Raw genomic sequence first — 26,346 nt, forward strand, 5'->3', positions numbered from 1 at the left:
TGCCATTTCAATAGCAATCAGGGTATAAGCTCAACACCAATACTGTAATTGAGCTTCAAGGCAATACCCTGCTGCAAGGCAATACCCCGGCGCTGCGCCAGCGGGTGCCCGGATTCAGGCTCGGCCACGCCCCCCAGTTCGAACAGGCCATTCACCGGTTCGATGCCCAGCGCATAATTGCGTCCCAACCAGGGGGCGTGCGAGCGCCCGCCATTGCTGACCCACAGCACGCAATCCGGCAACTGCGCGGCATCCCAGTCCAGCACCACCCGCACACCGGACGACAGGTAATCCAGCCTGGCCTGCCCGCTGCAATCCTTCACCTGCACCAGCTCCTCGGTCTGCCCCGGCAGAGGCAGCCGCGTCAGGTCGAGAGTGCCATTTACTGCGGGCAAGGCTTCCAGCCGGGCAGCCGATACACCGGGCGGCAGGCGCGAGGCTTGCTCGAAAGGCAGCGGATAGGTGTGCACGCTGCGGTAAGTGCCCATGTCCAGCCGCATGCTGCCCGGATTGCCGGCCATGCGAAACGTGGGGTGCAGCGCAATGGGCAGCTGCAGCGTGGCACGCGGCATGATTTCCAGGCTGATCAGTACGCGCGCAGCATGCGGATCGGCGCTGATTTCGCGCCGCAACCAGACAATGGGCGAATCTTCGGGATAGTGCAGCTCCAGCAGCAGGCATCCGGCAGCTTGCTCGATGGCCTGCCAGTAGCGATTGGCGCCGGCGCCGTGAATCTCGCTGCTGCGCTGCGGCGCATTGCCCGGCAGCTCGCGCCAGCCCGGCGGCAGCTGCTCGGGTGCCTGATTGCGCGTAAACGGCACGCAAGGCCATTCGCCGTGCATCTGCTGCAAAATCGGCGGCAAGGCCGGATCGGGCTGCCAGGGCGCCTGATAGAAGGGCTGGAAAATCCGCCCGCCCGGCAGGCGAAAATCCACCGGCCCCAGCATGCCGCCCAGCGCACTGACTCGCGCCGAGCCGTGCGCCCAGTCCACCCGCCAGCCGGCGTCGCGGATCACGTCCTGCGCCACGCAGCTCAGGCCGGACATGATTCGGGCTCCGGGCTCTGCAGCTCGGCCGCTGTCGGCGCATAGGCGCCAGCCCGCCCTGCCACCAGCGCGGCACAGGCAGCGGCCCGCTGCAGTACAGAACGCGGCTCGGCATCGGGCGCCAGAATCCGCTGCGCCAGCCAGGTCCCCATCACGGCATCGCCGCAGCCCACCGTATCGGCGACGTGCACCGGCAGCGAGGACTGCTCCCAGAGCCCGCTGCGGTCAAACAGCATCATGCCCTCGGCACCACGCGTAAGCAGAATGGTCGCCAGCGGTGCCAGCGCGCGCAACTCGGCCAGTGCAGCCGGAACCGACAGCCCCGGAAACATGCCGTGCAGGTCTTCGTCGGACACCTTGATGAAATCGGCCAGCTTGCACATCACCACCATCGTGCCGCGATAGGTCGGATGCTGCATGGCAATGCGCCAGTTCGGATCAAAGGCAATGTATTTGCCTGCAGCCTTTGCGTTGCAAGCTTCAGCGAGCAATACCCCGGCAAGCGGCTGACGGGCGAGGCTGATGCAGCCGAAATGCAGCACCGAGGCCGCATCACGCCAGCCGACCGGCAATGCAGCCGGATCGAAATGTAAATCGGCACTGTCGTCACCCACGAAGAAATACTGCGGCGGGTTGCCGGAGGGCACCATCGCCAGCAGGGGCGAATACGGCAACTGCTGCATGAAGCGCGTATCGATGCCGGCAGCAGCAGCCTCGTCGAACAGCTGCTGGCCGAACAAATCGCTGCTGACGGCGCCGGCAAAGCCGGTGCTGGCGCCCTGGCGGGCAACAACACGCGCCACGTTCCAGCAGGCGCCGCCCGGCTGGGCAAGCCAGCGGCCGTCCTTTTGCAGGATGAAGTCGGTCAGCGCTTCGCCGAACACCACGCAGCGCGGCAGGGTTTGCTTGTTCATGATGTCGGCCTCAGTTGGTGCTGGCTTGCTGCTGGCGCCACTTGTCGAGCATCACGGCAAGCACGATGACCACACCCTTGGCAACGTACTGCCAGAAGGACGACAGGCCGAGAATGGTCAGGCCGTTGTTGAGCACACCGATGATCAGCGCGCCGATCACGGTACCCCAGATCGTACCCACACCGCCCATCAGGCTGGTGCCGCCCAGCACCACCGCCGCAATTGCGTCCAGCTCGTAGCCGCTGCCCCAGTTGCCGTTGGCGCCATAGAGCCGCGATGCACTCATCGCACCGCCGACGCCGGCGAAGAGCCCGCTGATCGAATACGCGAACATCAGCACCGCGCCCACCTTGATGCCGGTCAGCCGCGCCGCCTGCGGATTGCCGCCGACCGCATACAGATGCAGGCCGAGCACGGTGTGGCGCAGGATGAACCAGGAAATCAGCACAACCGCGGCGGCGATCCAGATCAGCCACGGAATACCCAGAAAGTCGCCATTGCCCAGCCATTCGAAGCTCGGAATGTCCCGGTTCAGGATGGTCGTGCCGTCGGCAAACAGATAGGCCGCGCCGCGCAGGGCCGTCATCGTGCCCAGCGTCACCACAAAGGGGTTGATCTTGAAACCCGCCACCATCACGCCGTTGAGCATGCCCATCAAGAGCCCGGCAATCAGAAACACCGGCAGTGCCAGGTGCGGGAAATTCTGCGGCAGCGAGGTCATCATGCCCAGCACGGCGGCCACAGCCAGGACTGAGCCGACCGAGAGGTCGATGCCGGCGGTGAGGATGACAAAGGTCATCCCGCAGGCCAGCACAAGGTTGATCGACGTCTGGCGCAGGATGTTCATGCTGTTGGCCATGCTCATGAAATTCGATACGCCATCCTCGCTGAAATAGCGGGTGAGGAAGTAGAAGGCGATGTACATCATGATCAGCACGGGCAGCATGCCGACCCTGTTGAACATTTCGCGTGCCGACAATGCATTCATGGCGGGCTCCACAGGGCGGTTCGGCGCGGGCGACTGCAGCGTGGCGGCAGCCGGCATCGCGCTCTTGATCAGGCCCAGACGGGCAAAGAGTTGGTTCATTATTTGTTACTCCTCAGCGTTTTGCCGTTTACTGCACGGTGGCGACCGGCGACTGGATCGCCAATGCCATGATGGCTTCCTGGCTGACGGCATCACCCGACAGCTCGCCGTTGATATGCCCTTCGCGCATGACCAGCACGCGGTCGCAAATGCCGATGACCTCGGGCAGCTCGCTGGAAATGCAGATCACCGCCACGCCGCTCATCGCCAGTTCGTGGATGATGCGGTAGATCTCGCTCTTGGCACCGATGTCCACCCCGCGCGTAGGCTCGTCCAGGATCAGCACGCGCGGCCTGATCGCCAGCCAGCGCGCCAGCAGCAGTTTCTGCTGGTTACCACCCGAGAGGCCGCCGACGATGCCATCCGGCCCCGGCACCTTCACCGCCAGCTGTCTGATTGCGTCTTCGGTGAGCTTCCTCAGCGCCTTGTGCTGCAGCACGCCACCGCGCGCATTTTGCGCCAGCACGTTCATGCTGGTGTTCGCCAGCGCCGAGAGCTGCAGGAATAGCCCCTGCCCCTTGCGGTCTTCCGGCACGTAGGCGATCCCGCGCCGGATGGCGTCGAGCGGCTCGCGGATATTCACCGGCTCGCCATCGATCAGGATTTGGCCGCCCTGCGCGCGATCAGCGCCGAAAATCAGCCGAGCGAGTTCAGTGCGCCCGGCGCCAACGAGGCCCGCCAGCCCCAGCACTTCGCCGCTGCGCACCGCAAACGAGGCATCACGAATCTTGCGGCTGGCCAGATTGCGGACTTCGAGGCGCACCGCGCCCGGCGTGCGCCCGTTCTTGTGCTGGTAAAAGTCGCCCAGCGGGCGGCCCACCATCATCTGGATCACGCGATCGGGCTTGGCCTCGCTGCGCTCCAGCGTGCCGACATAGCCGCCATCGCGCATCACGGTAACGCGGTCGGCCAGCTCGGTCATTTCAGCCATGCGGTGGCTGATGTAGATGATGGCGATGCCATCCGAACGCAGCTTGCGGATCACCTCGAACAGGCGCTCGGTTTCGCGATCGGACAGCGCGGCGGTCGGCTCGTCCATGATGAGCACGCGGCTCTTGTGGATCAGCGAGCGGGCAATTTCCACCTGCTGCTGGTCGGCTATGCACAGGCTACCTGCCAGCACATCGGGGCTGAAACGCGCGCCGAGGCTGTCGAGCACGGCCTGCGTGCGTTCGCGCATGGCCTTCTGGTCAACCCGGCCAAAGCTGCCGCGCGGCTCACTGCCCATGAACACGTTCTGCGCCACCGTCATGTGCGGCGCGACAGACAGCTCCTGATAGATCAGGTTGATGCCGGCCTTGCGGGCATCAAGCGGCGAGTGCACGCGGATCGCCTCACCACCAAGGCGGATTTCGCCGGCGTCGGGCTGGTACACGCCGGAGAGCACCTTCATCAGCGTGCTTTTCCCAGCGCCGTTTTCGCCCATCAGCGCGAGGATTTCATGGCTGCGCGCCTGCAGCTGCACCTGGTCGAGCGCCCTGGTCGCACCGAAGCGCTTGCAGATGCCGCTCATTTCCAGAACGATCTGGCTCATTGCATTCTCCTGGCCACCGGGAATACCGCAGCGGCACAATCAGAACCCGGGTATCAGCCTGCAGCCATTCATATAAATAGGCTGCAGCCTGATACACCATCAAGTATCAATACCTGCCTGATCGAGGCATCGCTCAGTTCTTCGTCCAGCCCTTGTAACTGGCGACATTGGCCTTGGTGATCGGCGGGGTAGCCAGCAACACGGTCGTCTGTGCCGGCTTCTTGCCCTGCATCAGCTCATAACCCATCTGCACGGCGACGGAGGCCATCTTGTAGGGGTTCTGCGCAGTGGAGACGGCAAAGAGGCTGCTCTTGTCCTTCAGCGCCACTTCGGCATCCGGCGCGCCATCGACCGAGGCAATCAGCTTCACATCGCTGCGGGCGGCCTGCTTCACGGCCAGCTCGGCGCCGATGGCGGACGGGTCGTTGATGGCAAACACGGCGTCGATCTTCGGATAGGCGGTGAGCAGATTGGCCATCACTTCCATGCCGCCGTCACGGCTGCCCTTGGCATCCTGGTTCTGCGACAGCACCTTGATGCCCGGATAGCCGGCCAGCACCTTCTTGCAGCCGTTCACGCGGTCGATGACAGAGGTGACCGGCGGGCCGTTCACGATCACCACATTGCCCTTGCCCTTGATCTGCTCGGCCATGTACTTGCAGGACTCGACCCCGGCCATCACGTTGTCCGACATCACGGTGATGTCGGCCCCTTCGGCGCCCACGTCCACGGCCAGCACGACGATGCCGGCATCACGCGCCTTTTTCAGCGCCGGGGCGATGCCCTTCGGATCGGCCGCATTCACGATGATCATGTCGGTCTTGTTGGCGATGAAGTTTTCGATCTGGCCAACCTGCGTATTGAGGTCGTACTTGCTCGAGACAGTCGTCACCTTCACATTGCCGCCGGAGACCTTGTTGGCCGAATCCTGCGCACCTTTGCCGATGGCAACAAAGAAGGGGTTGGCCAGGTCACCCACGGTCACGCCGATGGTCTTGAGCTGGCGCGGCGCGGCCATGGCCGGCAGGGTCAGCGAGGTGGCACACAGGGTGGCCAGCAGGGTTGCAGTGATACGCATGTCGGACTCCTAATCCTTGTCGATGAATGTGTGGCACCGGCTTGCCGGTTTTGCCACAGCAGCGGTTTGCTGTTTTGTTCCGCTTGTTGGTAATTTACACGTGTAAATTTCCACAAGGCAAGGTGCACCAAAAAGGAGCTGACAAACGGTATAAGGTGTTTATTGTAGTGCACTCAATGACTTGACTGACCTGCATCAAGTGCGCACTGCGCGCAGCAATAGGCAAAACCGGCATTTGCGCTTATGCTGTCTCTACACGTGTAGAGATCAAGCCATGCACCAGGATGAAGCCCCTGCCGCCCTGCCGCTGGGCGGCAATGCCACGATGAACGATGTGGCGCTGGCCGCCGGCCTGTCGCGCGCCACCGTCAGCAAGTATTTCAACGGCAGCGAAAGCCTCAAGCCCGCCACGCGCGAGCGCATCGAGCGCGCCTGCCGCGAACTGCAGTATGTGCCGGACATGCACGCCGTCAGCCTCGTCAAGGGGCGCAGCAATCTGATCGGCGTGGTGCTGCCCTTCATCAGCGAGCCCTTTTTCGGCAAGGTGCTGCAAGTGATCGAACGCCGGGCCGCGCATTACGGCCAGCAGGTGGTGATCCAGGCCAGCAACAACGACCCGGCGCGCGAAGCCGCCGCACTGTTGACGCTGCGCGCGATGAAGGTGCACGGCATCATCTTCACCCCCATCGATTCGCAAACCAACCTGCCACTGATCCGCAGCCTGCAACAAGAGCTGCGCATGGTGTTTCTCGACAGCACCTTCGATGACAACTGCCATTTCGTGATGAACGACAACCGCCAGAGCATCGCGCTGGCGGTCAATTACCTGCTCAGCCGCGGCAGCATTCCCGCCTATCTGGCCGCACCACACGTTGCCAACCCCTCGCGCCCCGAGCGCCTGGCCGGCTATGAAAACGCCATGCGCGCCGCCGGCCATGCGCCGGTGGTCATCCCCGACAACCCGGCGGCCATCACCTGGCAATTCGAAGCGTATGCCTACGAGCAGGTACTGGCCTGGTGTGCCGGCGGCGGGCTGGCGCAAAGCGGCGCCACCGCGCTGGTCTGTGCCACCGACCGTCTCGCCATCGGCGCGGCCAAGGCTCTGCGCAAATTCGGCCGCCACCCGGGGCAGGACATCCTGCTCGCCGGGCATGACAATATCGACATCTGCGAATACCTCGACCCGATGCTGACTACTGTTCACCAGGACATCGACCAGATCGGCCAGGCCGCGGTCGACTGCCTGCAGCTCGATGACGACGTGCTGGCCGGCAGCGGCCATTTCCAGCGCCGCTTCCCCGGCCGCCTGGTCATCCGCGAATCCGCCTGACGCAGTGCCCGCGCGTTGCGCAACAGCGACGCCGCCCTGCCGGGCATCGACGGGAACAGGCACAATCCGGTAAAACATGGTCTGGTCAGCAAGGCCAGTGACTGGCCGTATTCATCAATCCACCGCTATATCCGTGCGGGTATCTTGCCGGAAGATTGGGGGTATGACTGGGGGATGGATGGTGAATTTGGCAAATGACATCGGCGCGGGAGGCATGTTGGGCTTCGCTGCGCTCAACCCAACCTACGAGCTGCTAATTTGTAAGGTTCAAGAGTTGACGCTGAAAAGGCCGAGGATTTGAGGTACCCAATTATGATGCGGCAGAGTGCACGCAATAACTCAATTCTTTGCGATGTTGGCCCACATGCAACCAAATTTTTGAATTTCTGCGGCTATCAATCTTCAGACATACTCAACTGGAGTGGATCGACTCGCCTTCTGCATGACCTTGGCATGTATGGTGATGATATTTCCGATGATTTTCAAGTTATGCACGAATATTTCAGCGTTGACTTTTCTGATTTTGATTTCAATAATTTTTTCCCGGTTGAGTCTTGCTTTGATGCATACATTATTGATGCAAAATTCATGCTGCAGCGATTTGGGATGAGTTGGTTAGTTAATTTAACCTTGAAAAAATACGAGCCGATTGATTTTAACTATATTGAGCAGGTTCTGATCAACAAAAAATGGAATTTTGTTAAAACAGATAATAATCGCTAAATTTAATAGCAAGAATGTAAATACTGTTGAGCACAGCGAAACCCAACATCGAAAAACCAACTCGCCCGTTTCTGAACCGAAATCCCGGTGCGCAAATCCTTTGCGGGATTTTCTCACCCTGCGATACCCGCCCATGACCCCTCGCCCGCTTGATCTGCTCTCCTTCCCGCTCTCCGGCATGAACCTCATCGAGGCGAGTGCGGGGACGGGGAAGACGTACACGATTGCCGCGCTGTATGTGCGCCTGATGCTGGGGCTGGGCTGCGAGGCGCGTTTGCCACCCGAGGTGCTCGTGGTCACGTTTACCGACGCGGCGACGAAGGAGCTGGCCGAGCGCATCCGCGCGCGCATCCGTGCTGCGGCGCAGGTTTTTCGCGAGCAGAAAGCACCGGAAAAGGATGTATTCCTCTGCAGCCTTTTAAATGAAATACCTGTAGCGCAATACCCTGCCACCATTGCCAAACTGGAACTGGCGGCGGACTGGATGGACGAAGCAGCGGTGTCGACGATTCACAGCTGGTGCTACCGCATGCTGCGCGAGCACGCGTTTGCATCGGGCAGCCTGCTGGAGCTCGAACTGGATAGCGACGAGGCCGAGCTGCTGGCCACGGCCGTGCGTGATTTCTGGCGGCAGTTTTTCTACCCGCTGCCAGCGAGCCTGCTGACTGCGCTTTTGGGCGAGAAGACCGGCGCGCCGGATGATTTCCTGCTGCACCTGAAGCCCCTGCTGAACACGCCGCCGCAAACGCGCTGGCAGGCTGGCGGCAGCACGCTCGACGCCAGCGCACCCGAGCTGGCTGCGCTGCAAAACTGGCAGGACGAATTCACCAGGCGGGAAGCCGCAGCCCGCAGCACCTGGCTGGCGCACTGGCAGGACGATGCGGCAGGCATCCGCCACGCACTCACCAGCGCCATCGAGGGCAAGCAGCTCAATGGCGCGTCGTACAAGCTGGCGAACCTCGACGCCGATCTGGCGCAGCTCGCGCAATGGGCGGGCGGCGCCGCGCCACTGCCGGACAAGCTGGTGCTGAAGTACAGCGCCAGCGGTTTCAAGCTGAACAAGGACAAGGCTCCGCCCGAGCACAAGGCCTTTGCGGTATTGAATCCGCTCGCCGCGCATCTGGCCTGCCGCCCGGATATCCCGCTGCCGCAGCTCTACGCCCACGCTGCTACCTGGGTGCGCCAGCACATCGAGCAGGCCAAATCGCAGCGCGCGCTGCTGGGTTTTGATGACCTGCTGCAGAAGCTGCACGCCGCACTGGAAGGCGATGGCGGCGATGAGCTGGCGCGGTTGATCCGCCAGCAGTTCCCGGTCGCCTTCATCGACGAATTTCAGGATACCGATCCGGTGCAGTATGCGATTTTCCGGCGGGTGTACGGGATCAACACACCCGAACCGTCGCGAGCAGGCGAAGGGCAAGGCGTGACCGCAGCGAATACCGGAATCGACCGAATGGATCATTCCGGCTTGAGCGAGGACACTCCCGCAGGGATGCAGGGCAAGCAGCAATTCGGCTGCGCAGCAGGTTCGACCTTTGTGATGATTGGCGATCCGAAACAGGCGATTTACGCCTTCCGCGGCGGCGACATCCACACCTACCTGCGCGCGCGGCGCGAGGCCGGCGGCGTACCGTGGATGCTGGGCACCAATTTCCGCTCAAGCCACGCGCTCATCGAAGGCGTGAATGCGCTGTTTGCGCACGGCGAAGAAAAGCTTTCTGCCGGCGCCTTCCGCTGCGGCAAGGACGACGCCGATGCCCTGCCCTTCAGCCCGGTCGGCCACACTGGCCGCGCCAGCACGCTGCAGATCGACGGCGAAATCCCGCCGGCGCTGACCTGCTGGGTGGGAGACGACGTGCTTGATTCACAGAAGGACTACCAGCAGGCAATGAACACCGCCTGCGCCAGCGAAATCGCGCGCCTGCTGCAGCTGTCCAGCACAGGCCGCGCGCGGCTCGACGGCCGCCCGCTGACAGCCGGCGACATCGCCGTGCTGGTGCGCAGCCGCAAGGAAGCGCAAGGCGTGCGCGCGGCACTGGCGGCGCTGAATGTGGGCTCGGTATTTCTGTCGGACCGCGATTCGGTGTTCGATAGCGATGAAGCCGCGCAGTTGCAGCGCTGGCTGCAAGCCGCTGCTGAACCGGGCAATGAAAAACAGGTGCGTGCGGCGATTGCCACGCCACTCCTCGGCCGCAGCGACACGGAGCTCGCCCGCTTGCTTACCGACGAGCAGGCCTGGGAAGACGATCTGGCGCGCTTTCGCAACTATCACCAGCTCTGGCAGACGCAGGGCGTGCTGCCGATGCTGACGCGACTGATTGCTGATTTTGCGCTACCGGCACGCCTCTTGCCCGCGCCCGGCGGCGAACGAATGCTCACGAATATCCTGCATCTGGCCGAACTCCTGCAGGGCGCGGCGGAGAAGCTCGACGGCGAACACGCGCTGCTGCGCTGGCTGGCCGAACAGAGGGACAGCGAATCCAATAACGATGCGCACATCGTGCGGCTGGAAAGCGATGCGCAGCTGGTGCAGGTGATTACCATCCACAAGTCGAAAGGGCTGGAATATCCGCTGGTCTTTCTGCCGTGCATCGGTGGCTTCAGCGAAGGGGGCAAGGGTGCGGCGCGGTACCATTTCAATGGCGAAACCATCCTCGACATCGCGCCCAATGACTTTGCGAAAGCACAGCGCAGCAGCGCGGAAGAGCAGGAAGCGCTGCGCATCCTGTATGTGGCGCTGACCCGCGCGCGCGAAGCCTGCTGGCTGGGGCTGAACCCCTACCTGCACCGCAAGAATGCCGGCCTGCCGCAAAGTGCCATCGGCTACCTGCTGGGCGGCCCGCTCGATACGCCTGATGCAGTGCGCACGGCCATTGCTGCACTCGGTTCGCACTACCGCTGCCAGCCGCTGCCCGCACCCGCCTGCCCGCTGCCCCCCGGGCACGATGCGGATGCCACCGGCCAAGTACGCCGCTTCAGCGGGCGCATCGACTCGAACTGGTGGATTGCCAGCTACAGCGCGCTCACCATTGCCGACAGCGTTCGAGCCCCGGCTGCGATTTTCAACCCCACCGACATTCCCGCACACGCGGTGATGGGCGAACTGCTGGCCGACACACAGGCGCCGCTGGTCAGTGTGCAGATTCCGTCGCTGTTGCGCGAAATCCCGCGCGGTGCCTCACCCGGCACTTTTCTGCACGAGTTGCTGGAATGGGCCGCCAATGAAGGCTTCTCGCGGCTGCTGGAGCGGCCGGAACGCACGCGCCAGCAGGTGCAGCAATTCTGCCAGCGCCGCAGCATGGCCGACTGGGGCGAGCGGCTCGCCGAATGGCTGCTCGGTTTCGTCAGTCAGCCAATTCACCTTCCCGATTCTCCACCACTGATCCTTGGCGAATGCGCTACGCTGCGGCCAGAAATGGAATTCTGGCTACCCGCAGGGTATTGCCCCACAGCCAAACTGGATAAAATCGTAACGGCGAGTACCCTACCGGGTATTCAGCGACCTGCGCTGGAACCCGGTTCACTCAAGGGCATGCTCAAAGGCTTCATGGATCTGGTGCTGGAACACGGCGGCCGTTATTACGTGGTCGATTACAAATCCAACCATCTGGGCGACACACTGGCCGACTACGCGCCGGCCGCGCTCAGGCACGCCGTGGCAGACCACCGCTACGAGCTGCAATACACGCTCTACCTGCTCGCCCTGCACCGCCTGCTTCTTCACCGCATCGCGGATTACGATTACGACACGCACATCGGTGGCGCGGTCTACCTGTTCCTGCGCGGGCTCGACCCGGCGCACCCTGAACACGGGCATGGCGTGCATTTCGAGAAACCGCCCAAGGCACTGATTGAGGAACTGGACGGCATTTTCTGGCCGGAAACTTGTGCGGAGAAAAGCCATGCCTGAAATCACACCGACCGAAGCGCTGCAGATCACCGCAAACCACCCGGCACTCAGCAGCATAGCCTTTCTCTCCCCCCTCGACCTAGCGCTGGCCGAGTTACTGAAGGACGAAGCCAGCGCCAGCGAGCTGGTACAGCTCTCTGCGGCGCTGACCAGCGCCGTGCTGGCGCGCGGGCATGTTTGTCTGGAGCTTGACCGTCTGCTCGCCGATCCGGACAGCCTGCTGCTGGCGGCAGAAAGCGCGGATGAGGCGTCCGAGCCTCCGTCACGGGAACTGGCGCCGTGGCTGGACGGGCTAACGCTCGCATGCTGGCAGGCCGCGCTTGCAGCCGAGCCGCTGTGCGTGGGCGACGGCAACACCACCACCCCTCTGGTGCTCGACGGCACGCGGCTTTATCTGCTGCGCAACTGGCGCATGGAGCGTGATGTGGCGCGTGGTGTGGCGGCGCGGCTGGGCGACGGTATTGACGTTGATACCGCAACCCTGCGGGCGCGACTGGATGAGCTGTTTGCCGACAATCCGCAAAATCCCGACTGGCAGCGCATCGCCGTGGCGCTGGCCACGCGCTCGCGCCTGCAGGTTATTACCGGCGGGCCGGGCACCGGCAAGACGACGACCGTCCTGCGGCTGCTGGCCCTGCTGCAGGCTGACGCGCTGGCGGATCCGGCGCGGGGTGGCCTGCCGCTGCAAATCCGCCTGGCCGCACCCACCGGCAAGGCAGCGGCGCGACTTTCCGAATCCATTGCAAAGGGTATTGCCCGTCTACCCTCTGATAAAAAGGTCAAGGAAGCAATACCCAGCAATGTATCAACCCTGCACCGCCTGTTGGGCGCGCAAGCCGGCACGCGGCATTTCCGCCATGATGCGCAAAATCCGCTGGCCGCCGATGTGGTGGTGGTCGATGAAGCGTCGATGATCGACCTCAACCTCGCGGCGGCGCTGTTTGCCGCGCTGGCGCCGGAAACGCGGCTGGTATTGCTGGGCGACAAGGATCAGCTCGCGTCGGTCGAGGCCGGCGCGGTGCTTTCCGAGCTGTGCCGCGAGGCGCAGGCCGGTGCCTATAGCACGGCAACGCTTGGCTGGCTGCAAACTGCCACCGGGCAGACTTTGCCAGGCGAGTTTGCCGGATCAGGCTCGCCGCTGGCACAGCAGACGGTGATGCTGCGCGAATCGCGCCGCTTTGCCGGCGACAGCGGCATCGGCCAGCTCGCACAGGCGGTCAATGCCAATCGCGCGGAAGACGCGCTCGGCTGGCTCAATGCCAGCCGCGACGATCTGGCCTTGTTGCCACTCAGCCCGCAAGCTGGCGAGCTGGCCGGGCTCGTCGGCGCCGCTACTGACAGCTATCGCGCGTTTCTGGAGCTGCTGACGGCTCCGCCCGCGACACCGTGCTGGCAGACAGGTGACCCGACAAGCAGCCATCGGCTGACCAGCGACTGGGCTGCCTGGCTGAAAACCATCCTCACCCGCTTTGACGATTTCCGCGTGCTGTGCGCGCTGCGCCAGGGGCCGTGGGGCGTGGCCGGGCTGAACCAGCGTATTGCCGAATGGCTGGCCGATGCCGGTTTGCTGACGCTGCCGCCCCATGCGCACAACGTCTGGTACGCCGGCCGGCCGGTGCTGGTGCAGGCCAACGACTACGCGCTGCGCCTGATGAACGGCGATATCGGGATTACGGTGGCGCTGCCCGATCCGCAGGGAAATGGCACGACGCTGCGCGTGGCGTTTCCCGATGATTCCGACGCCGGCGTACGGCTGGTCATGCCGGGGCGGCTGGCGGGTATCGAAACCGCGTGGGCAATGACGGTGCACAAGTCGCAGGGCTCGGAATTCGGCCACACGCTGCTGGTGCTGCCCGAGCGCAGCAACCCGGTGCTGACGCGTGAACTGCTCTACACCGGAATTACGCGCGCGAAAACGCGCTTTACGCTGGCCTGCCCGAACCCGGCGCTGATCGCGGAAACCATCGCCCGCGTCACGCAACGCAGCAGCGGGCTTGGCGTGCAGCTCGACCGGGCCTGGCGTTGAGAGGCCAGTCACAGTCATCCTGCTTGCCGCCTTGCCGGCCGCCGTGCAAGCTGGCCGCTCCATTTATTGCTCCGGAATCCCGATGAACAGGCTCGCCCTCCTCCTGCTCTGCAGCGTACTGCCTGTTGCGGCCAGCGCCGCACAACAAACCACACTGCGCTGTAGTGGCAAGGAAGCAAACACACTGGCGCACGCCCCGACCGGGGTAACACGGCTGGATGCCCTCACACTGGAGATCGCCTGGCTGCACGGCAAGCAGCGCTTCAGGGATACACCGCCGCACGACGAGGCACTGGCCGGCGTGCACTGGCAATACTGCGGCTTCGACAGTGCCAGCGGCCTGCATCTGGTAGCCAAGGCCGATGGCAGCCTTTTTACCGGCGTATTGCTGGAGCAAAAGAGCGGCAGAGTGATTCCAGCCGGGCAAGTGGTGGTGCTGTCGCCTGATCGCAGGCACTTTCTTGCCAGCAGGCAGCCCGATGGGCTCGATGGCGAGGAGTGGCTGCTGGCAACGGCCCGGGGTCTGCTGCTCTGGCAGGGCACATCGAACATCCCCGGCAAACAGGGCGAAATCCGGGCCACGCTGGAAAACCCGCGCTGGACCAGTTCCGGCGCATTGCAGGCCACGCAGCTCTGTCTGGCAGATTCAGCCCAGAGCACCGCTACGCTGCAGAAAATACAGGGCCGCTGGCGCTGGCTGACCGCGGATTGCCCTGCATCCAGGCACTGAAGCCCCATTCTTCATCTTTGTGCGCCAATTTGGCCTTCCCTGTACATTTGTTTGACGCGATGCAAGGTGACTACTGCCGGATATGCGTATAAATTCCGCCACCTTCTTACATAAATACGGCAGGAAACACCGGATATGGCTTCCACACAGCAGGAAACAATCGTTCGCGACCAGACTTCCAACCCCGCCCCGCTGGGCTTGCTGGGTTTTGGCATGACGACCATTTTGCTGAATCTGCACAATGTCGGCCTGTTTGGCCTGTCCAGCATGATTCTGGCCATGGGCATTTTCTACGGTGGCATCGCCCAGGTGATAGCCGGTGTGATGGAATGGAAGAAGGGCAACACCTTCGGCACCGCAGCCTTTACCTCCTACGGCCTGTTCTGGCTGAGCCTGGTGGCACTGCTCCTGATGGGCCAGTACGGTGTTGGCGGTGCCAATGACGGCGCGGCCATGGGTTCCTACATGCTGATGTGGGGCATTTTCACTGCCGCCCTCTTCATCTGCACGCTGCGCATGAACCGCGCAACGCAGGTGATCTTCGGTTCGCTGGTGCTGCTGTTCCTGGTGCTGGCAGTCGAGAAATTCACCGGCAATGAAGCACTGCAGCACGTAGCCGGCTGGATCGGCCTCTTCTGCGGCGGCTCGGCATTCTATTCGGCCGTAGCCCAGATCATGAACGAAGTCCACGGCCGCGACGTACTGCCGCTGGGCCAGGGCGCACACTGAGCGGTTCCTCTCCCGCGCACTGACGCGGACCAGATAAAAACGGTGGCCACGGCCACCGTTTTTATTTGCTGACACCACCAGAACCGGGGCGGGACCGCGCCTACTTCGCGGCCAGCTGCTGCTGCAGCGCCGCCGGACGGGCAATGGGTTCGCCCTTGCTGGCAAAGACCTGATCCTTGCCGCCCTGGCGAATGCCGGCCTCCAGCTTACGGTTCACCGGGTCGATCAGCAACCAGCCCAGCTCGCCCTTCTTGCCCGGCGCCAGCGTATAAAGCACACCGCTGGCATCAGCCTGCAGGGTGCCGGCCCCCTGCATGATCGCCAGATACGCCGGCAGCTGCTCACCCAGCAGTGCTTTCAGCTCGGGCATGACGGGGCTGACCGGGGTAAAGAGCCCCAGCGCCTGCGGCGTTTCACCCGCCAGCGTTGAAAGCACCTTCCAGTCGCTGCCGGCTTTCAGCATCTGCGCAGCCAGATCAGCGGCCCTGGATTTCACCTGGCTCGCGACGGCACTACTGTCGATACCAAGCGGCGCCAGCGCCTGATCAGCTTCGCTGGCTATCTGGTCGATGGCCTGATTGGCCTGGTTCTTTACCTCGCTGACGACATGGCCTGCCACTGCAGACGCCGCATTCTGGCCCAGCTCCTTGGCCTGCTCGCAGGCGGTAAGCGCAAAACCGGCCAGCAGCGCCAGCGGGATAACAGCAAGACTGCGATTCGGCATTGTCCTGACTCCTTGTGAATGAATGACGCTTCGACCAGCACGGGCGGCAGCGGTTCCGGTACACCCGCATGATTGCCGGTACCCGCCACTTTATCCGCGCAGGCCGCCATGCGGCCAGCATTTGCATACAACCCAATGTATTCAACTACGTCCCATTAAATAAAAGGGTTATAGACCAATACCCATCAAGCACATGACTGACCGGATCGTGCAATTGCAAATTCGCCACACCGCCCATCAGTAGAACGGATGTTCTACTTTACTTTTACGACGGCGCGATTATGATACAGAACAATCGTTCTACATCATCAGGAGCCCCTGCCATGAGCCACACCTGCCCCCGCTTTCGCCTCAGCGACAACGCCCGCGCCCAGCGCTTTGCACTGAACGTTCCCTTCCCCGTGCTCGAACTGCTTGCCCAGCCGCGGCTGGCTGGGGCATCGCGGCTTTTTGACAACGGCGATCTGGCCAGCCTGTCAGGCATCCAGCGCGAGCAGGCCCGCACCTGGCTGGGGCTTTACGTCGTCAGCGATGGCAAGGGGACGATCACCGGTATCTATCGCATGCCACACAAGGAAGGCTGCGTAGCACAAAGCAATGCACTTTCACAGACCGCACCGCGCTTTGCCTGGGCACAGCGCCAGGCACTTGGCCAGGTAGCCATCGGTGCGTAGGGAGCTGGCTGCGCCCCTTACTCAACGACTGTTTCGCGCACCATCAGCCAGGCACGCACATCGAATTCGAGCTGGGCATAGGCCGGCTCCATGTGCATGCAGAGCTGATAGAAGGCCTTGTCGTGGTCTTTTTCTTTCAGGTGCGCCAGCTCGTGTACCGTGATCATGCGCAGGAACTCGGCCGGTGCGTCACGAAATACCGTCGCGATGCGGATTTCGTTCTTGGCCTTCAGCTTGCCACCCTGCACGCGGGAAATATGGGTATTGGTACCCAGCGCATGCTGCACGACACGGATCTTGCTGTCGTAGAGTACGCGGCTCACTGGCGGTGCATTGCGCATGTAGCGCTGCCTGAGTTCGTTTACATAGTCATACAGCGCGGCATCACTTTGCACCGCATGACGCTGCGGGTATTTATTCGCCAGATGCGTGGCCAGCCGGCCGGATTCGAGCAGCGCCTGCACCTGCTGCTGCAGCTCCAGCGGATACGCGGCCAGGTAATTCGGCTTGCCCATCAGGCGTGCCCGTGCGCGGTACTCTGGCGCGGAAAGGCAATCACATGGTCGATTTCCATGCGGATGCCAATGGCCTCGCCAATGCGGTGATCATGGTGACTGGGCACCAGCGAGAGCACCTTGTGCCCGGATGGCAGCCCCAGCGTATAGAGGAACTGCGCGCCACGGAATGCTCGCGCCAGCACGGTGGCCTTGAGCGGGCTGGCATCGTCGTGCTGGATGTCATCCGGGCGCACCAGCACGTCGATCTGCCCGTCCGCATGGCAATCCGGGCAGCAGGCCCGCGGCACGACCGAGCAGATTTCGCCCAGCTCGAATTCGACGCACTGCGGGCCGGTCACCTTGCCGGGCAAGAGCACGCCTTCGCCGATGAAATTGGCGACAAAACGGTCGGTCGGCTCGTGGTAGAGCTGGTATGGTGTCGCCCACTGGCGAATCACGCCTTGGTGCATGACGCCGACCACATCGGAAATGGCGAAGGCTTCGTGCTGGTCGTGCGTGACCAGCAGCGCCGTTGTGCCGGTTTGCTTGAGAATGGTGCGTACTTCCTGCGCCAGCCGTTCGCGCAATTCGACATCCAGATTCGAAAATGGCTCGTCAAGCAGGAGCAGTTCCGGTTCAGGGGCCAGCGCACGCGCCAGCGCCACGCGTTGCTGCTGGCCTCCGGAAAGCTCATGCGGATAGCGTGCCGCCACGCCGGCGAGGCCCACCAGTTCAAGCAACTCGCTCACGCGCGCGTCACGCTGCGCCGGCGTCCGGCCCTTGAGCCCGAAAGCGATATTCCCGGCCACTGTGAGATGCGGAAACAGCGCGTAGTCCTGGAATACCATGCCGATACCGCGCGCTTCCGGCGCAAGATGCTCGCTACTGCTGCTGACCGTGCGCCCAGCCAGCACAATCTGCCCGCTGCGGATGCGCTCAAGTCCGGCAATCGCCCGCAGTACCGTGGTCTTGCCGCAGCCGGAGTGGCCAAGCAGGCAGGCAATATCGCCCTTCGCAATACTGAAGCCCAGGCCCTGCACCACGGCAGTCGAGCCATAGCTGATGTGGATGTCGTCCAGCTGCAGACAGTTCACGGCTGGCCTCACACCGCCACCGCAGCCTTGATGGCTGGGTGCGGGTCGTAGTTTTCCAGCGTGAAATCGCTGTAGTCAAAGGCAAAGAGATCGGTGACTGCCGGATTGAGCTTCATCTGCGGCAAGGGACGGCACTCGCGCGACAGCTGCTCGTTCACCTGCTCGAAATGATTGCTGTAGATGTGGCAATCCCCACCCGTCCAGACAAAGTCGCCGGGCTGCAGGTCGCAGACCTGCGCCATCATCAGCACCAGCAGAGAGTAGGACGCAATATTGAACGGCACGCCGAGAAACAGGTCGGCACTGCGCTGGTACAGCTGGCACGAGAGCTTGCCGCGCTGATCAGCTTCACCCGGCTGCGCCGGTGCCACATAGAACTGGAAGAAGGCATGACACGGCGGCAGCGCCATGTTCTCGATTTCGCCGACATTCCAGGCAGAGACGATGATGCGGCGCGAATCGGGGTTGGTTTTCAGGGTACGGATGACGTCGCTGATCTGGTCGATGTGCCGGCCGTCAGCCGTCGGCCAGTTGCGCCACTGATAGCCGTAAATCGGGCCCAATTCGCCATCTTCGGCGGCCCATTCGTTCCAGATCGACACACCGCGTTCTTTCAGCCAGTTGTTGTTGGTTTCGCCACGCAGGAACCACAGCAGCTCGTAGATCACCGACTTGAGATGGACTTTCTTGGTAGTAACCAGCGGAAAACCTTTTGACAGGTCAAAGCGCATCTGGTGGCCGAACACCGATACGGTACCGGTGCCGGTGCGGTCTTCCTTTCTGACACCATGCTGCAGCACATGGAGCAGGAGGTCGTGATATTGCTGCATCGTGTGGAATCCTTTGTGCGCGTGGGCAAGAGAGACAGGCCGGGCGGCGCTGCGCCTGAGCAAAAAAGAGATTGTAACGTCCCGACAGGCAGGGCGGTAGCGGAAGGAATGCGGGAAAATGGCAAGGCTGCCATGGAACAGCCCTATACACAACAAGGTATATTACCAAAACCATTAAAATCAAATGGCTTTGACTACATACCCCAAGCCGGGCTTTGATTCAGTCAGCCTGCGGCAGGCAGACAATGAAGGTGGCGCCGTTGCCGAGCTGGCTTTCACAGCGCACCGAACCGCCCATGGCCTCCGCCAGCCGCTTCACGATTGACAGGCCAAGACCGGTCGCATGCTCGCCGCCGGTTGGCACTGCGGACAGGCGGCTGAACTTGCGGAACAGCAACGGCATCTCGTGCAGCGCAATACCCGGGCCGCGATCACTGAAGGCAATCGCCACCTGATCATCTTCGCGGCTAACCACGATCGTGATCCGGCTATGCTGCGGCGCATATTTCACCGCATTCGAGAGCAGATTTTCCAGGATCTGCCACAGGGCCTGCCGGTCGGCGCGCACGCTCAATCCGGTAATGGTGAAGTGGCAATGCTGGCGTTTTCCCTCAAGCCGCTCCTGCCAGCTGTCCAGCAGCTCGGACAGCACGCGATCCAGCGGCACCGCCTCGATGGTCAACCGCACATTGCCGGTCTCCAGCGCGTGGTGATCCAGCAGATTGCCCAGAATGTTCAGCACGCGGCTGCCCAGCGTGGCGATGCCACGCAAACGGTCGCGCACCTTCTCGGAAGGCCATTCGTCCAGCTTGCGTTCGAGAATCTGCGCCATGCCCAGCATGCTGCCGACCGGGTTTTTCAGATCGTGTGCGGCAATGGCCAGTAGTTCGTTCTTTTCGTTATTGAGCTGGCGCAGCGATTCGTTGGCCTCCTGCAGTGCCTGATTGCGTTCGGCCAGCTCCTGCGTGCGCAGCGCAACCTGGTCTTCCAGATGCTGGCGATGGCGATTGACCACATCGGCCATGGCACGGAAGCTGCGCGTCACTTCACCCAGCTCGTCATTGCGCTCGCCATTGAGTTTTTCCGGCACGGCCCGCCCATGCGCTAGGCCGCGAATCGCGGACTGCAATTCGCGCAAGGGGTTCGCCACATCGCGCCGCAGCACGGCGGCAAGCAGCCCCAGTTCGACCACCAGCGCAAACAGCCCCAGCAGCAATACGAGGCTGGCCGCAATGGCCGCCTGCTTCTGCAGCAGGTATTTCGGATAGACCGTCACGAACTGCCAGTTTGCCCCCTGGATGGGCACCACACCCAGCCAGTATTTGCCGTCACGCGTATCGACAAAGCGCGCGCCCGGCGGGGCCGATTTCAGGGTCTGATAAACATCGCGCAGGAATGCATCATCGCTGCCCTCGATCCTGAAGCGCCCGCTGGCGGCCTTGATGTGGTCCATGTGCTCGGGGTGCGCGATCAGCATCCCTTCGCGTGTCATGATGAAATTCCAGGTTCCCGGAATATTGACGGTGTTGGTACGCTGGATCAGCTGGTCAAGCAGTACATCCTGCCCCACGGCACCGATGAAGCGCCCGGTATAGTCGAGTGGCGTTACGACAGAAATCATCCACTGCTGGGCCTGCCGATCAAAGTAGATGCCGGTCCAGGCACTGCGCCGCGAGGGATTGTTCTGCGGCATGCCAAGCCGTTCGGCTTCGAGCTCTTCCCGAAAATCGGCAGCCGAACCGTTGCGCGCATAGTTGAGGTCCGGCAGGAACATCAGCGAGGCGTCCGAGCCGTTCAGGTCGATGAAGGTGTCGTAATAGCGGTTGCGAAACGCAGGCCCGTACTGGCTGAGAAGCTCATAGCCCAGCAGAACCTGGCGCTTGAAATCCCGGGTCAGGCGGGCTTCGGGCAGGATCGCGACCGTTGCCTTGCGCTCGAAATCGTCCAGCGCGATGCGCACCCGCCATGTGCCTTCACGGTCCTGCCCCAGAAGGCGGCTGAATTCGGCATCCGGGTCGTAAGCCACAGGCAGTTCATAGCGGCGCTGGAATTCGTCGCGGATCAGCCTAGTATTCGTTTCGGCCTGCAGGAACAGATCGCTTTCGAGCTGGCTGCGCGCTTCCAGGTATTTGGACAGATTGGCGAGTGCCTCATCCTGCAGGCGATTGTAGCTGTAGTAGTAACTGGCCACCGACAGGAGGATGGAAACCACGGCAATGCGCAGACCCATATTGCGCAAAACACGGCGGAACAGGCTTTCCCTGGCGGGGGGCGGTGGGACGAGTTCCGGCGCGATGGTGTTCATGGCTGCGTGTCAGTCTCGGGGCTCAGTGCCGGTTTCCAGCGCAAGATAGCGAACTTCGAGGATTTCCAGCTCTTCCACGCCCTGTGGCGTGCGCAGCAGCACCACATCGCCTTCGCGCGCCTTGATGAGCGCACGGGCGACCGGTGACGTCCAGCTGATGTAGTTGCGGCGCACATCGGTTTCATCGAGCCCGACGATGGCCACGGTTTCCTCGCGCCCATTCTCGCGCAGATACGAGACCGTTGCCGAGAAAAACACCTGATCCGATGCTTCTCGTGTCACCGGATCGACCACTTCGGCATTTTCCAGCCGTTTCTGCAGAAAACGGATGCGACGGTCGATTTCGCGCAACCGCTTCTTGCCATAAATGTAGTCGCCGTTTTCCGACCGGTCGCCATTGCTGGCCGCCCAGTTGATGAGGACAGTGAGCTCCGGGCGCTCCTTGTGCACCAGCTGGTAGAGCTCGTTTTTCAGGCGCTGCCAGCCGCCGGGCGTCATGTAGTTGCGGCTGCCGACTGGCACTTTCAGCTCAGCCGGCAGCTCGTCGTCATCCGCGTGCTCGTTTTCCCGGGTAAAGGCTTTGCTCATCTGGCAACTGCTTATGCGTCGTTTTCGGTACCGTTGAAGCCAAGACCGGCCCATTTCATCGCGGCCAGCACCTCGGTTTCGCTCAGTTCGTAGAACTGGCCACGCTTCAGTCGCCCCGGCAGTGCAAACATGCCGAAACGCACTCGCATCAGACGCGATACCTGCAGCTCGAAATGCTCGAACATGCGGCGTACTTCACGATTGCGTCCTTCGCGCAGGATGACGTGATACCAGGTGTTCTTGCCTTCGCCGCCGCGCTCGACGATATGGTCGAAATGCGCCGGGCCATCATCAAGTTCGATGCCCTTGGCAAGCGCCTTCATCTGATCATCGTCGAGCTTGCCCAGCACGCGCACCGCATATTCGCGTTCGACACCGAAACTCGGATGCGTCATGCGGTTGGCCAGATCACCGGATGTAGTAAACAGCAGCAAACCCGAGGTATTGAAATCCAGACGGCCGATGGCGATCCATTTGCTGGAGCCAAGACGGGGCAGGCGATCAAATACGGTCACGCGGCCTTCCGGGTCATCACGACTGACGAGTTCACCTTCCTGCTTGTGATACATCATGATGCGCGGCAGGCGGTCTTCCCACTTGAGCTGGATGCGCTTGCCATCAAGGCGCACATCGTCATCGGGCTTGACCTTGGCCCCCAGTCCGACGACCTGCCCGTTGATGCTGACACGGCCGGCGGCGATCACTTCTTCCATGTCGCGACGCGAACCGAGACCGGTGAAGGCCAGCGCCTTCTGCAGACGTTCTTCGCCCAGATGCTTGCTCGGTACACGCTTTTCACGCAGTTGGCGCTGGATGGCGACTTCCTTCTGTGAACCCTTGCGCTGCTTCATGCGCTTGGCGCGCGAGACATCGCCACGAGCCGCCTTGACACGCCCGCCGTGGCGCGCGCTATGCCCGGTCAATACATCCTTGCCGCCCTCTGTGCTTGCCGCAACAGCCTCTTCGCCCGCAGCGGCCGGCTTGCGGGCCGTGCCGGCCTTTGCCCTGGCCAGCTCGGCTCGGGCCTTGTTGCCCAGAGGTTGCCAGGAATCATCACGCGCGGTCTTGCGGCCGCCCGCAACGGCAGCCTGCTGCTGCTTGGCGTTGCGTTCTCGAATGGCCGGTTGCGGCCGGCGAGCGCGTTGGTCTTTCATTGGGCGGACTCCGGGAAAAATCGGCTGATTATACCTGTATGCGGCATCACGCATGCCATCGCAAGGCAGAAAAACGCAGGGCCGCCATCAAGGCGGCCCTGCCGGGTCAGGAAGCAAGGCTTACTTGCTGGTAAAAAAAGCAATGCAACCGACGCTGGTCAGACCAATGCTGAAGTTCTCCAGGCTGGCCTCATCGGGATTCAGACTGCGGCGCAGGTCGATGCGGCGCAGGATTTCATGCAACACTTCGATTTCCTTGAACCACTTTACCAGCCGCGATTCCTTCTGCAGAAAGGCCTCGATCTCGGCTTTCTGCGGGTGATCGTTTTCAACGTGAAGCCGGCTGCCGTCAGCCAGCATGGTCAGCTGCACGGCTGGCGGGATGCGGATACCCAGTACCGCCAGGTGACTGCCGATGTCCTGGCCATAACGCTGCAGCTCATTGGCCGCCTTGCGGCGGATACCGTCCAGCTCGAGGGTGGCATCTGCGCCGCCCTGCTGCAGGAACCGGGCCAGATCCAGAAGGGTACTTCCCTGATCATCGACATACGGTGCATCAGGTGCCGATACGGTATTCACGATAATGTCCTCTTGATTGATTCGCGGCGGGCTTACCCAAACCATCCTAGCAAAGCATCCGCCGCCTTAAAGATGATTTATAACGCGAAATTTGATCAATAACAGGCAATTTACACTTTGTTGCACTTCACAGCGCGCGATGCAGCGCATACACCAGTTCCAGCGCCATCTTTGGTGTCAGATCATCCGGATTGATGGCCGCAAGCTGTTCGACAACCGGATGGATTTCCGGTTCAGCCATGACATCCGAAATAGCAATTGCGGAAAAAAGATCGGACTGCCCGTCGCGCAACACACTGGCCTGCTCCAGCTCGACCAGCTTGCGCTTGGCCTGCCGCACCACCTCGCGCGGCACACCGGCAAGCTGCGCCACAGCCACACCGTAGCTCTGCGAAGCCGGCCCATCTTCCACCGCGTGCAGGAACACGATCCTGTCCTTGTGCTCGACCGCATCAAGATGCACGTTGGCGACCTGCGCATAATCCTGCGCCAGCCTTGTCAACTCGAAATAGTGCGTGGCAAACAGCGTGTAGGCGCGATTTTTTTCGATCAGCGCACGGGCGATCGCCCAAGCCAGCGCCAGCCCGTCAAAGGTCGAGGTGCCGCGCCCCACTTCATCCATCAGCACCAGGCTGTGTTCAGAAGCATTATTGAGAATGTTGGCGGTTTCGCTCATTTCCACCATGAAGGTCGAGCGCCCGCCTGCCAGATCGTCCGATGCGCCGATGCGCGTAAAGATGCGGTCAACCCGCCCGATCACCGCCTGATCGGCCGGCACCAGGCTGCCGATGTGCGCCAGCAGCACGATCAGCGCGGTCTGGCGCATATAGGTCGATTTACCGCCCATGTTCGGGCCGGTGATCAGCAGCAGTTTGCGCGTCGGTGCAAACTGCGCGCTGTTGGGAATGAAATCGGCAATCTGCGCTTCCACGACCGGATGACGGCCGGCGCGGATGTCGAGCACCACCTCATCAACGAAAACCGGCGCCACATAGCGCCACTCGCGCGCATGCAGGGCCAGCGAGGCCATCACATCGACAGTCGCCACGCCTTGCGCAGCCAGACGCAGCGCCGGAATGTGCGGCTGCAGCTCGTCAAGCAAGGCATCGAACAGCGCCTTTTCCAGCGCCAGTGCGCGCTCCTGCGCCGAGAGTGCCTTGTCCTCGAATTCCTTCAGTTCCGGCGTGATGTAGCGCTCGGCATTTTTCATCGTCTGCCGGCGGCGATAGTGCGCCGGCACCAGCGCCGTATTGGCATTGCTGATTTCGATGAAGAAACCCGCCACACGGTTGTATTCGACGCGCAGGGTGGCGATGCCGGTCGCTTCGCGCTCGCGCGCCTCCAGCGCAGCCAGGAACGCACCGCAATCGGACTGCAGCGCGCGCAACTCATCCAGCTCCGCGCTGTAACCGGCGGCAATCACCCCGCCTTCGCGCAGCACGACCGAGGGCTCGGGCAGGATGGCCGCCTGCAGCAGTGCCGTGAGTGCGTCATCCACCGTCAACGCCGATCCCAGCGCGGCAAACAGCCCGCCCTGCGGCAGGGTGGCAACCAGCTGTGGCAGCTGCGCAAGGCTGTCGCGCAGGCTGGACAGATCACGCGGGCGCGCGCTTTTCAGCGCAATGCGCCCGGCGATGCGCTCGATGTCGGCAATTTCGCGCAAGATCGCCTGCAGTGCCTCTTCACAAGCCGCATCAAGCAGCTGGCTGATGCCCTGCTGGCGCTCGAGAATCTGCCGGTGATCGCGTAGAGGGTGATGCAGCCAGTGCTGCAGAAGGCGCGCGCCCATGCTGGTCGCGGTATGGTCCAGTACGGAGAACAGCGTTGGCGCACGCTCGCCGCGAATGGTCTCGGAAATTTCCAGATTGCGGCGCGTCGCGGCGTCGAGTTCGATGTACTGGCTGCTGTTCTCCACGCGCAAGCCGGCCAGTGCCGGCAGATTGCCGCCCTGCGTGAGCTTCACGAAGTCGATCAGCGCACCGGCCGCACCCACGGCCAGCATGCCTTCCTGGACGCCGAAACCAGCCAGATCGTGCGTACCGAACAATTGATTGAGCTTGCGGGTGGCGGTATCCGCATCGAACTGCCAGGGCGGCAGCTGGCGCACCGGAATGCCCAGGCTGGCCAGCACCGGCGGTGCCGACTCTTCCGGCAGCAGGATTTCCGCCGGGCGCAGCCGCTCGATCTCGGAGAGCAGCTTGTCGACCTCGCAATCCATCAGCGCGCAATCGCCGGACGCCAGCGACAGCCAGGCCAGCCCCAGGCGGCCGCGATGGATGCACAGCGCCAGCAGGCGGTTTTCCTGCTTGTCGTCCAGCAATGCCTGGTCGGTCAGCGTGCCGGGTGTGACCACCTTCACCACCTTGCGCTCGACCGGGCCCTTGCTCGTCGCCGGATCGCCCACCTGCTCGCAGATTGCCACCGACTCACCAAGTCGTACCAGCCGCGCCAGATACTGTTCGGCAGCGTGATAGGGCACGCCTGCCATGCGGATCGGCACGCCGGCGCTCTGCCCGCGCGTGGTCAGCGTGATATCGAGCAGCCGCGCTGCTTTTACCGCATCTTCGTGGAAGAGCTCGTAAAAGTCGCCCATGCGGTAGAACAGCAGCTTGTCCGGGTGCTCGGCTTTCAGCGCAAGGTACTGAACCATCATCGGGGTATGCTGCGGAACAGCATTATTTTCTTTGGCTGCAGGCTTACGGGCCATGGGGTATACCTTGAACGGGCCCCGCTGCGCGTGGCCCCCTGAATAGAAGGACAGGCGCGGAATTCTACCGGAGTTGGCAACAAATGG

Annotated in this window: 22 protein-coding genes; 8 read left to right on the top strand and 14 right to left on the bottom strand. The window is 62.4% G+C overall.

What is annotated here, in order from left to right:
* Window positions 1–17 precede the first annotated feature (17 nt).
* The 5 genes from H559_RS18465 to H559_RS0102490 form a co-directional block, all read right to left on the bottom strand.
* Window positions 18–1,046, bottom strand: a complete 1,029-nt coding sequence (locus H559_RS18465) for a hypothetical protein (RefSeq protein WP_051278827.1) — start codon at window positions 1,044–1,046, stop codon at window positions 18–20.
* Window positions 1,034–1,960: a carbohydrate kinase family protein gene (locus H559_RS0102475; RefSeq protein ID WP_028451390.1), complete on the bottom strand. Its 927-nt coding sequence runs from the start codon at window positions 1,958–1,960 to the stop codon at window positions 1,034–1,036. The genes H559_RS18465 and H559_RS0102475 overlap by 13 nt, the downstream gene beginning before the upstream one ends.
* A 10-nt stretch (window positions 1,961–1,970) precedes the next feature.
* Entirely contained in the window at window positions 1,971–3,047 is a 1,077-nt protein-coding gene (locus H559_RS0102480; protein WP_245579323.1) for an ABC transporter permease subunit, read from the bottom strand.
* A 28-nt stretch (window positions 3,048–3,075) separates the two neighbouring features.
* Window positions 3,076–4,581, bottom strand: a complete 1,506-nt coding sequence (locus H559_RS0102485; RefSeq protein WP_028451392.1) for a sugar ABC transporter ATP-binding protein — start codon at window positions 4,579–4,581, stop codon at window positions 3,076–3,078.
* A gap of 133 nt (window positions 4,582–4,714) precedes the next feature.
* Window positions 4,715–5,659 (bottom strand): ABC transporter substrate-binding protein, encoded by a 945-nt coding sequence (locus H559_RS0102490; RefSeq protein WP_028451393.1) that lies wholly within the window; start codon window positions 5,657–5,659, stop codon window positions 4,715–4,717.
* A gap of 274 nt (window positions 5,660–5,933) precedes the next feature.
* Here H559_RS0102490 and H559_RS21255 point away from each other — a divergent pair, with 274 nt between their 5' ends.
* From H559_RS21255 to H559_RS0102525, 7 genes are all read left to right on the top strand, one after another.
* A complete protein-coding gene (locus tag H559_RS21255; protein WP_051278828.1) occupies window positions 5,934–6,989 on the top strand; it encodes a LacI family DNA-binding transcriptional regulator in 1,056 nt (351 codons plus the stop codon).
* Window positions 6,990–7,004: 15 nt separating this feature from the next.
* The gene (locus H559_RS22100) at window positions 7,005–7,187 is read left to right on the top strand and encodes a hypothetical protein (RefSeq protein ID WP_211230873.1); all 183 of its coding nucleotides are present in this window, start codon (window positions 7,005–7,007) and stop codon (window positions 7,185–7,187) included.
* A 114-nt stretch (window positions 7,188–7,301) separates the two neighbouring features.
* Window positions 7,302–7,712, top strand: coding sequence for a hypothetical protein (locus H559_RS0102505; RefSeq protein ID WP_155845257.1), 411 nt, complete (start codon window positions 7,302–7,304; stop codon window positions 7,710–7,712).
* Between the two features lie 133 nt (window positions 7,713–7,845).
* Window positions 7,846–11,622 (top strand): UvrD-helicase domain-containing protein, encoded by a 3,777-nt coding sequence (locus H559_RS18475; RefSeq protein WP_034639334.1) that lies wholly within the window; start codon window positions 7,846–7,848, stop codon window positions 11,620–11,622.
* Window positions 11,615–13,648, top strand: coding sequence for an exodeoxyribonuclease V subunit alpha (recD, locus tag H559_RS0102515; protein WP_051278829.1), 2,034 nt, complete (start codon window positions 11,615–11,617; stop codon window positions 13,646–13,648). The genes H559_RS18475 and recD overlap by 8 nt, the downstream gene beginning before the upstream one ends.
* Window positions 13,649–13,730: 82 nt before the next feature.
* Window positions 13,731–14,378 carry a hypothetical protein gene (locus H559_RS21260; RefSeq protein WP_051278830.1) on the top strand — a complete coding sequence of 216 codons (648 nt, stop codon included), beginning with the start codon at window positions 13,731–13,733 and terminating at the stop codon, window positions 14,376–14,378.
* 135 nt (window positions 14,379–14,513) lie between these two features.
* On the top strand, window positions 14,514–15,107 hold the full coding sequence (locus tag H559_RS0102525) for an acetate uptake transporter (RefSeq protein WP_028451396.1): 594 nt from the start codon (window positions 14,514–14,516) through the stop codon (window positions 15,105–15,107).
* A gap of 100 nt (window positions 15,108–15,207) precedes the next feature.
* Here the strand turns inward: H559_RS0102525 and H559_RS0102530 are convergent, their stop codons facing one another.
* Window positions 15,208–15,831 carry an Ivy family c-type lysozyme inhibitor gene (locus H559_RS0102530; RefSeq protein WP_028451397.1) on the bottom strand — a complete coding sequence of 208 codons (624 nt, stop codon included), beginning with the start codon at window positions 15,829–15,831 and terminating at the stop codon, window positions 15,208–15,210.
* Window positions 15,832–16,154: 323 nt separating this feature from the next.
* On the opposite strand from H559_RS0102530, the gene H559_RS0102535 reads away from it, so the two are divergent.
* A complete protein-coding gene (locus tag H559_RS0102535) occupies window positions 16,155–16,505 on the top strand; it encodes a hypothetical protein (protein WP_028451398.1) in 351 nt (116 codons plus the stop codon).
* A 17-nt stretch (window positions 16,506–16,522) separates the two neighbouring features.
* On the opposite strand, the gene H559_RS0102540 is transcribed toward H559_RS0102535, so the two are convergent.
* From H559_RS0102540 to mutS, 8 genes are all read right to left on the bottom strand, one after another.
* Complete coding sequence (locus tag H559_RS0102540; protein WP_028451399.1) at window positions 16,523–17,020, bottom strand: M48 family metallopeptidase; 498 nt, start codon at window positions 17,018–17,020, stop codon at window positions 16,523–16,525.
* Window positions 17,020–18,096 carry an ABC transporter ATP-binding protein gene (locus tag H559_RS0102545; RefSeq protein ID WP_028451400.1) on the bottom strand — a complete coding sequence of 359 codons (1,077 nt, stop codon included), beginning with the start codon at window positions 18,094–18,096 and terminating at the stop codon, window positions 17,020–17,022. The genes H559_RS0102540 and H559_RS0102545 overlap by 1 nt, the downstream gene beginning before the upstream one ends.
* Window positions 18,097–18,104: 8 nt before the next feature.
* Window positions 18,105–18,926: a thymidylate synthase gene (locus tag H559_RS0102550; RefSeq protein ID WP_028451401.1), complete on the bottom strand. Its 822-nt coding sequence runs from the start codon at window positions 18,924–18,926 to the stop codon at window positions 18,105–18,107.
* A gap of 220 nt (window positions 18,927–19,146) precedes the next feature.
* A complete protein-coding gene (locus H559_RS0102555) occupies window positions 19,147–21,231 on the bottom strand; it encodes a sensor histidine kinase (protein WP_028451402.1) in 2,085 nt (694 codons plus the stop codon).
* Window positions 21,232–21,240: 9 nt separating this feature from the next.
* Window positions 21,241–21,819 (bottom strand): transcription elongation factor GreB, encoded by a 579-nt coding sequence (gene greB / locus H559_RS0102560; protein ID WP_028451403.1) that lies wholly within the window; start codon window positions 21,817–21,819, stop codon window positions 21,241–21,243.
* An 11-nt stretch (window positions 21,820–21,830) separates the two neighbouring features.
* The gene (rluB, locus tag H559_RS0102565) at window positions 21,831–22,973 is read right to left on the bottom strand and encodes a 23S rRNA pseudouridine(2605) synthase RluB (RefSeq protein WP_028451404.1); all 1,143 of its coding nucleotides are present in this window, start codon (window positions 22,971–22,973) and stop codon (window positions 21,831–21,833) included.
* 120 nt (window positions 22,974–23,093) lie between these two features.
* Window positions 23,094–23,552, bottom strand: a complete 459-nt coding sequence (locus H559_RS0102570; protein ID WP_155845258.1) for a hypothetical protein — start codon at window positions 23,550–23,552, stop codon at window positions 23,094–23,096.
* A 127-nt stretch (window positions 23,553–23,679) separates the two neighbouring features.
* Window positions 23,680–26,205 (bottom strand): DNA mismatch repair protein MutS, encoded by a 2,526-nt coding sequence (mutS, locus tag H559_RS0102575; RefSeq protein WP_028451406.1) that lies wholly within the window; start codon window positions 26,203–26,205, stop codon window positions 23,680–23,682.
* Window positions 26,206–26,346 lie beyond the last annotated feature (141 nt).

The sequence above is a fragment of the Chitinilyticum aquatile DSM 21506 genome, from assembly GCF_000430805.1.
In the GTDB taxonomy this organism is placed as follows: domain Bacteria; phylum Pseudomonadota; class Gammaproteobacteria; order Burkholderiales; family Chitinibacteraceae; genus Chitinilyticum; species Chitinilyticum aquatile.